The organism is Lysinibacillus sp. BNK-21 (assembly GCF_048684915.1).
GTDB classification, from domain to species: Bacteria; Bacillota; Bacilli; order Bacillales_A; family Planococcaceae; genus Lysinibacillus; species Lysinibacillus capsici.
This window is the reverse complement of the sequence record NZ_JBLQTS010000001.1, coordinates 3,719,256-3,732,507: the sequence shown is the minus strand read 5'-3', so window position 1 is coordinate 3,732,507 and position 13,252 is coordinate 3,719,256. Positions and strand designations below refer to the sequence as shown.

General features: G+C 36.9%; 14 protein-coding genes. 7 read left to right on the top strand and 7 right to left on the bottom strand.

Annotation, left to right across the window (positions count from 1 at the left end; all coding sequences use genetic code 11):
• Positions 1-4: 4 nt before the first annotated feature.
• The 3 genes from spoVAE (at position 5) to ACMGGO_RS18960 (ending at position 979) form a co-directional block, all read left to right on the top strand.
• Positions 5-364 carry a stage V sporulation protein AE gene (gene spoVAE / locus ACMGGO_RS18970; RefSeq protein ID WP_369700615.1) on the top strand — a complete coding sequence of 120 codons (360 nt, stop codon included), beginning with the start codon at positions 5-7 and terminating at the stop codon, positions 362-364.
• Positions 365-429: 65 nt separating this feature from the next.
• Positions 430-600, top strand: a complete 171-nt coding sequence (locus ACMGGO_RS18965; protein ID WP_009374137.1) for a YjcZ family sporulation protein — start codon at positions 430-432, stop codon at positions 598-600.
• Positions 601-730: 130 nt separating this feature from the next.
• Positions 731-979: a stage VI sporulation protein F gene (locus ACMGGO_RS18960; RefSeq protein ID WP_004230969.1), complete on the top strand. Its 249-nt coding sequence runs from the start codon at positions 731-733 to the stop codon at positions 977-979.
• A 119-nt stretch (positions 980-1,098) separates the two neighbouring features.
• Here ACMGGO_RS18960 and ACMGGO_RS18955 read toward each other — a convergent pair whose 3' ends face one another.
• From ACMGGO_RS18955 to ACMGGO_RS18945, 3 genes are all read right to left on the bottom strand, one after another.
• Positions 1,099-1,527 (bottom strand): GNAT family N-acetyltransferase, encoded by a 429-nt coding sequence (locus ACMGGO_RS18955; RefSeq protein ID WP_054549889.1) that lies wholly within the window; start codon positions 1,525-1,527, stop codon positions 1,099-1,101.
• A gap of 3 nt (positions 1,528-1,530) precedes the next feature.
• Positions 1,531-2,046, bottom strand: coding sequence for a YjcG family protein (locus ACMGGO_RS18950; RefSeq protein ID WP_054549788.1), 516 nt, complete (start codon positions 2,044-2,046; stop codon positions 1,531-1,533).
• Positions 2,047-2,129: 83 nt separating this feature from the next.
• Entirely contained in the window at positions 2,130-2,849 is a 720-nt protein-coding gene (locus tag ACMGGO_RS18945) for an alpha/beta hydrolase (protein WP_054549789.1), read from the bottom strand.
• A 113-nt stretch (positions 2,850-2,962) separates the two neighbouring features.
• Here ACMGGO_RS18945 and ACMGGO_RS18940 point away from each other — a divergent pair, with 113 nt between their 5' ends.
• Complete coding sequence (locus tag ACMGGO_RS18940; RefSeq protein WP_054549790.1) at positions 2,963-3,544, top strand: phosphatidylglycerophosphatase A; 582 nt, start codon at positions 2,963-2,965, stop codon at positions 3,542-3,544.
• A gap of 60 nt (positions 3,545-3,604) precedes the next feature.
• Here ACMGGO_RS18940 and ACMGGO_RS18935 read toward each other — a convergent pair whose 3' ends face one another.
• From ACMGGO_RS18935 to ACMGGO_RS18925, 3 genes are read right to left on the bottom strand one after another with little or no spacing between them, the layout of a single operon-like run.
• Positions 3,605-5,416 carry an ABC transporter substrate-binding protein gene (locus tag ACMGGO_RS18935; protein ID WP_374806062.1) on the bottom strand — a complete coding sequence of 604 codons (1,812 nt, stop codon included), beginning with the start codon at positions 5,414-5,416 and terminating at the stop codon, positions 3,605-3,607.
• 12 nt (positions 5,417-5,428) lie between these two features.
• Positions 5,429-6,925, bottom strand: a complete 1,497-nt coding sequence (locus ACMGGO_RS18930; RefSeq protein WP_048392016.1) for an ABC transporter permease — start codon at positions 6,923-6,925, stop codon at positions 5,429-5,431.
• A gap of 13 nt (positions 6,926-6,938) precedes the next feature.
• Positions 6,939-8,369 (bottom strand): ABC transporter permease, encoded by a 1,431-nt coding sequence (locus tag ACMGGO_RS18925; protein ID WP_054549793.1) that lies wholly within the window; start codon positions 8,367-8,369, stop codon positions 6,939-6,941.
• Between the two features lie 121 nt (positions 8,370-8,490).
• Here ACMGGO_RS18925 and ACMGGO_RS18920 point away from each other — a divergent pair, with 121 nt between their 5' ends.
• A complete protein-coding gene (locus tag ACMGGO_RS18920; protein WP_054549794.1) occupies positions 8,491-10,230 on the top strand; it encodes an ABC transporter ATP-binding protein in 1,740 nt (579 codons plus the stop codon).
• A 133-nt stretch (positions 10,231-10,363) separates the two neighbouring features.
• On the top strand, positions 10,364-10,984 hold the full coding sequence (locus tag ACMGGO_RS18915; protein WP_288581755.1) for a thermonuclease family protein: 621 nt from the start codon (positions 10,364-10,366) through the stop codon (positions 10,982-10,984).
• A 556-nt stretch (positions 10,985-11,540) separates the two neighbouring features.
• On the opposite strand, the gene ACMGGO_RS18910 is transcribed toward ACMGGO_RS18915, so the two are convergent.
• Entirely contained in the window at positions 11,541-12,416 is an 876-nt protein-coding gene (locus ACMGGO_RS18910) for a glycine betaine ABC transporter substrate-binding protein (RefSeq protein WP_420282128.1), read from the bottom strand.
• 220 nt (positions 12,417-12,636) lie between these two features.
• Between ACMGGO_RS18910 and ACMGGO_RS18905 the strand changes: the two genes are divergently transcribed.
• Positions 12,637-13,209 carry a manganese efflux pump gene (locus tag ACMGGO_RS18905; RefSeq protein ID WP_048392011.1) on the top strand — a complete coding sequence of 191 codons (573 nt, stop codon included), beginning with the start codon at positions 12,637-12,639 and terminating at the stop codon, positions 13,207-13,209.
• Positions 13,210-13,252 lie beyond the last annotated feature (43 nt).

The window sequence follows — 13,252 nt, the reverse complement described above, 5'->3', positions numbered from 1 at the left end:
GGTTATGACTTTTGTATTTGCATTTATTGTTGGAGGCATTATTTGCGTCATAGGCCAATTATTAATGGATGTTGGCAATTTAACACCGGGCCATACACTAAGTACGTTAGTGGTTGTAGGTGCGATTTTGGATGGTATGGGCTTATATGAGCCATTAATTAATTTTGCTGGAGCAGGGGCGACAGTGCCCATTACATCCTTCGGGAATTCATTAACACATGGTGCTCTGGCGGAGGCAGAAAAACATGGACTTGTTGGCGTATTAACAGGCATGTTCGAAGTAACAAGCTCAGGAATCAGTGCTGCTATTGTGTTCGGCTTTATTGGTGCCTTAATATTTAGACCAAAAGGAAATATTGACTAGACGAATACCCCTCCCATTTTTACGACCGAAACATATTATAGGTTGTAGAAGGGAGGGGTGCTTTTATGGGATACCAAGGCTGGGGCTCACAACCGTACGGAAATAACGTTGGTGGGTGGAACAATAGCTACTGCGGAGGATACTCTGGAGGTAACAACTATGGTTATGGTTCTACATTTGTTCTAATTGTTGTACTATTCATTCTATTAATTATTGTTGGCGCTACTTACATCTAATTTGATGAACATAATAAAGGCTTTAGCTTTTATTTAGGAAATTCTAAATAAAGTTAAGGCCTCCACCATTTGCGAAATGTTTCGTGCAAGAAGCAAGGTCATATTGAGTTTTAATGATAGGAGGGAAAACATGCATCGCTCGTTTTTTAATTCGATTGAGCAAAAAACAGGTGTATCGATGGATGAAATCTTCGCATTAGCCAATGCCATTCAACATGCGGATTTTACCAGTGAAAAACAAGTAAGAAAAATTGTACGACGTGTTGCTAAAATATCTAACAGATCAATTACGCAAGAGTTAGAAGATAAATTAGTACAATCTATTATTCAAGATGGCGCATCACTAGATTTCGATAAAATCACTAGAATGATGAAGTAGCGCATGGCATATCTACTTGGCAATGCAGCTTGTTACGATAGAGTAGATAAATGGTGGCAAGCGAATTCGTCTCATAAAAAGGGGTGTTACGACATTATAAATATCGTAACACCCTTTCATTAAATATTCTTCTCCATAGCACGGTGTGGAATACCTGCATCCATAAACTCAGGTGAGGTAACTGTAAAGCCTAGCTTTTCGTAAAAGGGAATTGCATAGCTTTGTGCATGAAGTTTTAAGGTTTTTTTATTAATAGAAATGGCATGCTTCTCCATTTCCTTCATAATTAAAGCGCCTAATTTTTTGCCGCGTTGGGATTGTAAAATACAGACACGCTCAATTTTAGCTGTATTGTTGTCAATACTGCGTAAACGTGCTGCTCCTACAGGCTCATCGTTATCATACATAATGAAATGTGTTGCAGTTGCATCCTCAGCATCACATTCTAGATGAAGCGGAACACCTTGCTCTTCAACAAATACTTTTTTGCGAATAGCAAAGGCATCATCGTGTTCTTGCTTTGTTTCAACAATTTTAACGTTATACAACAATCACTCAGCTCCAGACAAACGGAATGTTTCGTAAGTTGTCCATGAACCATCTTCTAATTGATATAAAAGATGAATGCGATCAATTGTATCTTTTTCATCAACGCCTGTCATGCGTAATTGACCAAAAATGTCATCATGCTCTGAATCTGACATTTTTTGAGCGATTGTAATGTGTGGAACAAATACATGCTTCATTTCCCCATAAGGGATTTTTTCTTGAAGTTCATGTTGGAATGCTGCTAATTGTTCTGTTGGTTCAATGCGGAAGTAAATCGCATTTGTTGTAGGGAAAAACGAACTAATGCGAGATGCATGAATGTTTAAAGGTGCATATTTAGCAGCAAGTTCATCTAATTGCTTGACGATGGTTTGAATCTCTTCTTCAGACGCATCGAAGCTGTCCTTTAATGTCATATGCGGTGTAATCTTTGCATAATGAGGATCGTATCGTTTGCGATAAGTATTCGCTAAATCTTGCAATTTTTTTGATGGAAATGCCACAATACCGTACTTCATAGTCCATTACCTCCCGAAAATAAACAATTTTTCTAATTAAGTATAACAGAAATTTCAGTTTTCGTAATTTGAATCGCTTCATATTAATTGAAATTTTCAATTAATGCACGTCGAAGGTCTGGTTTCCAATATTTCCATGTATGATTGCCATCAAACTCGTCATAAAATGTAGTAAACCCTTTATTTATCATGAGATCATGCAATTGACGATTAGGTGTTAAAAAATCTTTGATGGTTTTATCCATTGTCACAACTTGATCTTCGCCTTTGCCGACGATATGGTAGATAGAAATAGATCCTGGATCTTTAAAATTTTCCACAGCCTTTAATACATCAGCATCTACATAAGGTGATTGTAGGATGACTTTGCCAAAGATGCTTGGATACTTTAAAGCAGCCATTAAGGAAGCAGTGGCAGCCATAGAGTCACCAATCACTCCACGACTCATACCCATTTGGTAAGTGGCATACTCCTGATCTAAATAAGGCACTAGCTCATGTGCTAAAAAGCGAAGATAGGCTTCATGTTGCTCACCGCTCGGGATATATTTATGACGTCGATCTTTTATGTCTTTGTAAGGAACAAATGCAATAATTAAATTTTCGATTTCATAGTCATCAATCAGTTCATCAGCTAGCTTTGTAATACCACCAAGTTGGAAATAATCTTTACCGTCTGATGCGATTAAAATGTTGTATTTATATAGTGGAGAATAATTTGCAGGAACATAAATATAGAGCTGTAATTCTTCCTGTAATGACTCACTGTAAAATGTTAAATCCTGTACTGTTCCCTTATCCAATGATGACACTCCTTCTTGTGTTTGTAACAAAATTGTACCATATTACGTAAGTAAAGGTATAATAGGTTGGGCTAGCATTATACTAGCAATAAAAATCGAAATGAGGGTTAAATATGCATAATAAAAGTATTCGTGTGCACTCTGACGAAGTAGCAAAGGCAGCTCAAGCCGCGTTAATTCGTAGAGGTGTAGCGATAGAGGATATCGCGCAAATTGTTTACGAAATGCAAAAAACCTATAATGAAGGTTTAACACTAGAGCATTGTGTTCATTCTGTTGAACGTGTATTACGTAAGCGAGAAGTGCAACATGCTTTATTAGTAGGGATTGAATTAGATGAATTAGCAGAGAAAAAATTATTATCTTCACCACTACAACAAATTATCGAATCAGATGAAGGTCTATTTGGTGTAGACGAAACAATTGCACTAGGATCTGTATTTACATATGGCAGCATTGCCGTTACTACTTTTGGTCATTTAGACAAGCAGAAAATAGGGATTATTAAAAAACTGGATACAGAACCCGGACATCATGTCAACACGTTCTTAGATGATTTGGTTGGTAGTATAGCAGCGTCAGCAGCTTCCCGTATTGCACATCGTATGCGTGACCTAGAAGAAGAAGGCGAAACATTCGCTGATATCGAACCTGAAGAGCTAGGACCAAAACCAAAATCACATAATGAAATTTAAAATGAGTTTCTTCTATATAAAAGTGAGCCTTCTCAAATTTTGAGAAGGCTCTAATTTGTATTACTTTTTATCGTTATATGCTTTTACCAATTCTTTTACTTTTTCGCTATCTGCTTCAAGTTTTAAACCAGTATCAATTAATGGAGAGACTGTGGATACAGCTGGTTTTTTATTGCCTTGATAATAGCTAATGAATTCATCTTGGTTAATAGAGTATAGAATTGCTTTACGTAAATCTGCTGAATCAGAAACCGCACGGCCAGATGTATTCATTTGTAGGTAAGACACAGCATTACTATCTGCCGTATTTAATGTTAATTTAGCATCTGATTTGACAATATCCAGTTTCGTTTCTGGTACTGTTTGCAGAACATGAATTTCACCATTACGTAATGCAGATAGGGCACTATCAACATCAGAGATAAAACGGACATTGATTTTAGCAATTTTTGGCTCATATTCGCTACCAGCTCGATAAGCAGGATTTTTCACAAACTGTGCTTCATAATCATTTTTCTTCACTAAAATGTAAGGACCACTTGCATATAACTGGTTATTGAATGTAGCTGAACCTTCCGTTACAGTAGCTTGATCACCATAGGCAATGTCCTTGTCAGGGTTGTAGTTAGCCACATCATACGTATTAACACTTGTTACTTGTTTTTCAGATACGATACCACCAGATTGGTGTGCTAAATAGTTTAATACTTGTGGGAAAGGTGTAGGTGTTGTAATTTTAACAACTTGGTATGCACCTGCTGCATTATTAACAGCACCTTTATCTTTTGCTAATTGCGCTACAGAAGCAGGTAGGTTTTGTGATAATGCTTCTAAAACGGATTGCTCAGAGCCTGCTACTTTTTTATTTTGTAATTCAGTTAATTCAGAAACGATTTCGACTGTTTCAATGTTTTCATGAATGCTGTAAGTACGATGATCTGGTACTGAATTAGCGTCTTTCGCACGGTTTAATGAAAAGACTACATCTTCAGCTGACACTAATTCACCTGAATCAACAGCTGCACCATCTTTCACTGCTGCAAAATTGATATCATCTCGTAAAATGAAGTAATATTCTTGATTCCCTTCAGCCATTACATGGTTGTAAGATAATGAACCATCTGACACAACTTCATCTGTGTCTGTTAAGTTAACAAGACGAACATACATATTCGTGTTTAATGTGTTGATTGAACCATCATTCCCTTTGATTGGGTCTAGTGAAGTAAGAGAATTGATTGTTTGGTGTAAAATTAAAGGTTCTGTTGTATTTTTAGATGTATCATTAAATTCTATTTTTTCCCAAACTTGTGCTCGAGATTTTGGTAAAAGTACTGTTTTAGGGTTTACAAGTTCAGAGTAGATACCTTGATACTTATTGGAAATATATAAAGGCGCAATATAAGCTTCATCGAATACTAATAATTGTTCTAAATCTTTATATTTAGCTGCTGCTTCTTCACCAGTCAATGTACTCGCTTCATCAATCAATGCATCTAGTTTTGAATCTGCCACCACACTGTAGTCACCGCCAGTTTTAAATAAACCACGAACAGCATAGTCTGGGTTCCCTGTAACTGTCGTCCAGCTTGAAAGAGCAAGATCATAATTACCTGCTTCTTTTTGAGCAGAGAAAGAACCGTAATCAGGTTGAATATTTAGCTTTACATCAAAACCATTTTTCACTAATTGGTCACGCACAATATTCATATCTTCTTCAGAAGCTGCCATCCCTAATACTTCAATGGCAACCTTGCCATTGCTCTTGTCACTATCTTTTGAATCTTTACTGCCTTCTACGTCAGTTTTTGTTTGTACACAGCCAGCCAAAGCTAGTACTGCAACGAATAAAAATACAAGTAATTTCTTCATAGTTACCTCCGATTAATTTGTTTTTGGATCTAAAGCATCTCGTAAACCATCTCCTAAGAAGTTAAAGGAGAGGACAAGAAGCATAATACAAAGACCTGGGAAAATCGCGACATATGAATGTGTTTCCAGGTACGTACTACCAACTTTTAAAATATTGCCCCATTCAGGAATGTGTGGCTCAATACCTAGCCCTAAAAAACTTAAACTACTTGTGGAAATAACAGCTCCACCAATCGTTAATGTTGCTTTCACAATCATTGGTGCTAAAGAATTGGGGACAATGTGCTTGAAAATAATAGCTGCATCAGATGCACCTAAAGCTCTAGCCGATTCTACAAACTCATAATTAGCAAGCTGCATAACATTTGCCCGCATTGTACGGGCATAGGTTGGAATTGCTCCAACACTAAGTGCAATAATAAGATTCACAGTATTAGCACCAAATGCGGCGATAATAGCAATGGCTAACAATATCCCAGGAATGGCATATAAAATATCGAGACTTCGCATGATGATATTATCAGTGGATTTACCATAATAGCCTGAAAATGCTCCTAATGCGCCACCAATAACTGCGGGGATAATCGTGGAGAAAAATCCGACGATTAATGATATTTGTGCCCCAAACACAATACGAGAAAATAAATCTCGACCATAATTATCTGTACCTAGTGGATATTCTAATGTCGGTGTTTGTAGCAATGCTCCATAATTATTTTCAGTAGCGAAATCATAGTCGAAAGTCCAAGAACTTGTAACGGATAACGAGAACATGAAAATAATGAAGAATAAGCCGAATACAGCCATTGTATTGCGTAAAATCTTCTCCCATATTTTTTGCCATTTCTCAATAGAAGATGGATTTGCCCTTCGAGCCTTTTGGATAAGGCTATATCCTAGTAAAGTCGCAAATAGATTACCAGTGAAAGTCGCCAATAATAGGACAATACCTGGAATGAGCATCCATTTAGGTGCCTCAGTTGCTGTGACATATTTCGTACATAAAATGGCCATCACGATATAGAGAAGCGAGAGTACTAAGAAAACGCCCATTGCCAGTACAAAGGTATCTGTGACATATGGCTTAAATAAATTCAATGCTGCAATACCTAAGATGAATAGCTGTGTTATAAAGGCATAGGCAGCAAAAGTATATTCAGCAGTCTTTCTTTTTGACACAAGCATAAATGCAAAGGATGTCGAAAAAATATTGCCTGACAGTATCGTTATTAAAAGAGGATAGCCAAACATTCGAGTATTTTTTTGAATGTCACCATACGTTGCTAAATCCTTTTTAATTCGTAAATTGACGAAGGCAACATATGCCGTAGTGATGACATAAATAACAAAAAGAAGCAGAACCACTGGTCGCCAGCTATTGCTGGAAAAATTATAGCTATAGGCTAGAAATAGTAAAGAAAACAGTAAGGAAAAGACAAAAGTAAAATGAGAATTGACATATTCCTGTGTAATCTTCAAGAGTAGTTTGACATGTAAGATGTTTTTCACAGGTGATCCTCCTTTAAGACTTCTTCATTTTCGAGCGAATGCGTGGATCAAAAAAGGCATACATGATATCAATGAATAAATTGACAATCGAAATGGTGATGGCAATATAAACAACGCCCCCAAGAATTGCCGGAATATCAGGGATAAATTGTTTATCGACGATATAGCTACCTATACCACTAATGTTGAATACCTTTTCTGTTACAGATGCGCCTCCCAACATACCTCCAAAAAGAAGTCCAATCACCGTAATAATCGGAATCATAGCATTGCGAATGGCATGTTTTGAAATCACTTTGAATTCATTTAAGCCCTTAGCTTTTGCTGTAATAATGTAATCCTCATGAATCACCTCAAGCATACTTGACCTTGTCATCCTAGCAATAGAAGCCGTAATGGATGTTCCTAAGACGACAATTGGCATGATAAGCGAGAGCCAATTATGAGGGTTATAGGTAGCTGGAAACCATTGTAGCTTTAGAGCAAATGTCAAAATAAAAATTAAACCTTGCCAAAAGCTTGGGATGGATAGACCAATTAAAGCAATGAACATAAATGTATAATCCAAATATGAATTTGGACGAACAGCTGAAATAATTCCAACTGGTATGGCAATAGCAATAGCCATTAGCAACGACAATACGGCAATTTCAAGAGTGACAGGAAATTTTGTAGCAATGCTATGTGTGATATCTTCTTTACCTGCAAAGGATGTACCTAAATCAAATGTAAATAGACCAGATAATGCGTTCCATAGCTGTGATAAATAAGGTTGATCCAAACCATGAATGCGATTAAAGTTTTCTATTTGCACAGGTGTTGCTTCAACTCCGAGTAGGTTTCTTGCTGGATCAAAAGGTGATAAATATAAAATGGTAAACACTAATGTAGCCACTCCAACAATCACAATGAAGCTTTGTAAAATACGTTCAATGATAAATTGCAGAAATGGATTCGCAAATAAGATAAGTACTACATAAAATAAAACAGCTGGTAGAAAGGTAAGAGCCACAAAACGTTTGTTAGTTAGTTGCTGATTAAAAAATTGGGCATAGGATAGTTGTTGTATGTCCTCTTTTTGTAAATCCTGATCCACTTGCTGTTGAAGCTTCCTTTGAGCTAAGTGCTTGGCTGTGAACTGAATTTGTGACTCCAATACAGCCTCTTTAAAAAATGTAGCTTTTGCTATTTCTTGTTGCTCAAATTCCTTTTGCCACTGGGCAACCAATCCATGCTCTATATAGTACTGACTACGCAATGCAAAAGCCTGATCATAAGTGTTTGAAAGTTTCCTTTTCCGATAGATAAAGTATGTAAAAGGGTGAACTAAAATACTAAAAAGAAAAAGAAGTAGATGATAAGGCTTTTGATGCATTAGTTTTTGATAAACCGTAGAAAAGAAAATAAATTTCTCTGGTTTTAAATGATTTTTTGAAGTAACCATGCATTTCCTCCAAACGTAAATAAAATATTCAGCATTATATTGTATAATTCCTATCAGTATTGTAAAGTATGGATTATACTTGAAAGTAAGTCAATCACAAATTTTAAAAAGGATGGGTCGAATGAGTGAAAAGCTTTTAGAAATCAATAATCTTCGCGTATCCTTTATCACAGGGGAGACAGAATTTGAAGCCGTTAAGGACGTTAACTTCCATCTAAATAAAGGTGAAACACTAGGAATTGTGGGAGAGTCTGGGAGCGGGAAAAGTGTAACGGCTCGCTCCATTATGCGTTTATTACCATCGCCACCTTCATTTTTGAAATCTGGCTCAATTGTGTTTAAAGGGCAAGAACTCACTGAATTTAGTGAAAAACAAATGGAAGGGATACGTGGACAAGATATTAGTATGATTTTCCAAGATCCGATGACATCCACAAATCCTACTATTCGAATAGGTGATCAAGTGGCTGAAAGTTTAATCAAGCATCAGTCAATGTCAAAAAACGAAGCCTATCAACAAACAATAGAATTATTAAAATTGGTTGGTATTAGAGACGCCGAAGAACGGTATCGACAATACCCTCATGAATTTTCAGGTGGTATGCGTCAACGGGTAATGATTGCTATGGCGCTTGCTTGTAATCCCTCACTGCTTATTGCAGATGAGCCAACAACAGCACTGGACGTTACTATTCAAGCTCAAATCCTAAAATTGATGCGCGATATGCAAAAGAAAATGGGAACGTCTATTATTTTAATTACACACGATTTAGGCGTTGTTGCAGGTATGTGTGATCGCATCATAGTGATGAAAGAAGGAGAAATAGTTGAACAGGGCACAACAGAAGAAATTTTTGCAAATGCCCAGCATCCGTATACCCAGAAATTATTGAATGCCTTACCAAAACTGCATGAGAAAAAGCAGCCAAAAGAGATTGCTACTATTCAGCCAGGTATCGATCGACATAAGCCGTTAATCGAAGTGACCCATCTATCCAAAGAATTTCCATTAGGTCGTGGTCAAACGTTGAAAGCAGTGAATGATTTATCGTTCTATATATATCCTGGTGAAACATTGGGCTTGGTTGGTGAATCTGGTTCAGGTAAATCGACTACAGGTAGGACGATTCTTCAACTTCATCAGCCTACAAATGGAGAGGTTCTATATCAAGGAATACCTGTAACGAGGCTATCGAAAAAACAGCTAAAGGCAATGCGTCGCCATATGCAAATTATTTTCCAAGACCCCTATTCATCGTTAAATCCTCGCAGAAAAATCTTAGATATTATTGGCGAGGCTCTTGATATTCATGGTCTGGTGAAGACACATGTGGAGAGGCGACAACGGGTAGAGGAATTGCTTGAACTTGTTGGTTTGAAAAAAGAGCATGCCATGCGTTATCCTCATGAATTTTCGGGAGGTCAGCGTCAACGAATTGGTATTGCGAGAGCATTAGCGGTTGAGCCAAACTTTATTGTTTGTGATGAACCCTTATCGGCACTGGATGTTTCCATTCAAAGGCAGATTGTTGATTTATTAAAAGAATTACAACAAAAGCTTGGGCTGACGTATTTATTTATTGCCCATGATTTATCCATGGTGAAGCACATCAGTGATCGTGTAGCCGTGATGTATGGTGGAAAGATTGTAGAACTGGCAGAAAGTGAAGAGCTATACGCTAACCCACAACATCCATATACACGTGCATTACTACGTTCTATTCCTATTCCAGATCCTGCAATTGAGAAGCAGAAATATACTGATGCTGATCATGCAGAAGACGTGAAAATACGTTATGAGGTAGAAAATAGTCAGTTAGTAGAGGTTTTACCAAATCACTGGGTAGCAGTGACAATATGATAGCTTGAATGTAGTAGCTTGATATTTTACAATAGAAACATCGTGAAACTTGTTGTCTTTCTGATGATGAGGTGCACAACTTATACGAATCGTAAGTATAAGCAATGATGATTAGTTGTGAGGGGCCTACTACATGAAAATGCAAGATATAAAAACATTAATAACAAGTGGTACGATTATTTTGGCTGTAGCATTGTACATGATATTTGGCAGATCACCTGCGGAAGATCAAAGTACTAAATCAGTTACAGATCAGCAAGGTACTATTACCATTGAACAAGTGGAAGGAAAAACAGGTAATAAACGCTTTGAGATAGACTATAATAAAGCATATGATGGGGATACGATTCAGGCGACAATTAATGGTGAGAAACGAAAAATTCGTCTATTAATGGTGGATACTCCTGAAATGAATTACAATAAAGGTGGCGCTCAGCCATATGCGGAAGAAGCAAAAGAGTATACGATCAATTTATTGGAAAAGGCTAAGAAAATTGAAGCGGTCTATGATGTTGGACCAGAAACAGACAATTATGATCGCCTTCTAGCCTACGTGTTTGTAGATAATGTCTTATTGCAGGAATCTTTATTAAACGAAGGGCTTGCAGTTGTACGTTATATTCATAAACCAAACAATACATTTGAAGATGCATTTAGAGCTATTCAACAAAAAGCTCAGGATGCAAAATTAAATATTTGGTCACATGAGGATTACTTCCAAAAAGATGGTTTTCACCCTGAAGTAGTTCAATAATCTATAAATCCATTACTATACGCTTTTAAGTTTAATTTTAGCTAGGAAGCTGCTTCCAGTATCTTACTGGTAGCAGCTTCCTATTTTAAATTCCCTTTGCAGAAGCTTTTGGCATGAGACGGTGTTTCCCTTTTCTAGGGTCGTCTCTCTGTATATAATGCACTCATGATATTGGTCGTAAAAATCTACTGTAGAGGTTCAGCACACGGTAGCGGAAAGCGATTGCACAAAGGAAAGCAAGATACCAGCAACGTTTTGTTTACTTAACAGTGGAAGACGGCTACTGATAAATGAAAAAATCATTTTTATTAATGTTGACAATCAATATGATAATGATTATCATTATCATATAAAGAATATTCCTTGTTCTACAATACAGTGTAGAGAGGATGAACTTTAGCTACTTTTCTCCAGAAGTTTGCTAGTTCATGATTACGCTCCTGAAACCCCCCTCATTTTTGGGAACGTTAAAAATTGTAGACGGCTCATTCTATAATAGAATGAGCCGTCTACAGTCTGAATCTATTTACTAATGAGTAGTAAATGGGTTCTCTTTTTATGCTTGTACATCTTTCGTCCATTCGGCTACTTTCTCTTGATTATTGGCAATCCATTTTTTCGCAGCATCTGTGGCACTCATGCCTTCCATTATATCAAACATTACACTTTCTATATCTTCAGTACTCCAGTTGAAACGGTCAAGGACGCTATAGGCTTCAGGGGCATCCTCTTTTAAACCATTCCGCGCAAAAGTGCCAATATATTCTTCGTCTCCATATAAACCTTTGGGGTCATCTAAGTACTTTAAATCATAGGCATTAAAGATCCAGTGTGGTGACCAGCCTGTGATGATGATTTCTTCATTATTAGAGATAGCTTGACTGAGGGCTGCGGTCATTGCACCAGCAGACGAGGTCAATACATTCCAACCTTCTAGATTCTTATATTCCTTATAGGCATTTTCTGTGGTAGCCATCATATTAGCTCCTGGTTCAATGCCTGTAATGGTTTGATTAGCTTGGTTTGTTAAATCTTCAATAGAATCGACATCCATATAACTTGGTACAACCAAACCAATCTTAGCACCAGTTAGGTTTTCTCCTAAGTTCTCTATCTTATTGTTGTATTTTTCTACTTGTGGAGCATGTGTTTGTGGCAACCAAGCAGATACCATACCATCGACCTCGCCGTTTGCAAGTGCTTCCCACATGATCCCATTGTCTAAAGGTGTCAGTGTTACCTTATATCCTAAATCTTCTAGTACTTGTCCTACTACATGTGTAGATGCAACCTCAGTATCCCATTCAACATATGCTAAATTGATTTCACCTTTATCAGTATTCTTTGTGTCTCCATTTTCTGAACCACATGCAGTTAACACAATAAGGCATATAAATGCTATTCCTATTTTCAATAACTTGATGAGTTTCATATTACATCTCCTTTCTATTATTTCTTACATAAAAATTAAAAATATTAACAAGTAACAACTTAATCTTATAAACAAGTTGTTACTTTTGTCAAATTGATGGTTTAGTCACACCGTGCTAAAAAGATGAAACATAATCAACTAACTTATTTGAGCCCATTAATTTTTTTATTGTTGTCATACGATAGGTGAAAATGGAGACGGAGATTTGAGGAGGCTTAGTATGCATTGGATTACAATTATTCTAATAGGAATCGCTGCGAATTTAGATAACTTGGGGATTGGTCTAGCCTATGGAGTTAAACAAGTTAAAATTCCAATTTTATCAAATGCTGTGATTGCTGTTATGTCGATGATTGTCACATATGTCGCAGTAACAGCTGGTAGCACAGTTGTTGAGTATATTTCACCGCATACTGCCAATTTACTAGGGAGTTTACTACTGTGTGTGATTGGTATATGGACTTTGATGTCCAATAATTTTTCTAATCAGCGGATAGCAGGAAATCCCGAATTATTTGATGAAGATAAAAATCTAGTAATCTCAACAAGAGAAGCAATGGCACTTGGCTTTGTCTTGTCAGCAAACTGTTTAGCAGGGGGGATTGCAATAGGCGCAAATGGCATCTCAGCCCTTTGGACAGTCATTTCCATCGGCGTATTTTCCTTTATCACAGTTGGAGTAGGAAGTAGATGTGGCTCTTTACTAGCAAAAACGTTTATTGGCAAGCATTCTACAGCAATCTCAGGATGGCTACTTATCATGATTGGTATTTTTGAGGTTTTTGCAAAATAATATATTGCTGCGGCTAAATATCACCAAATATTGGTGATATTCT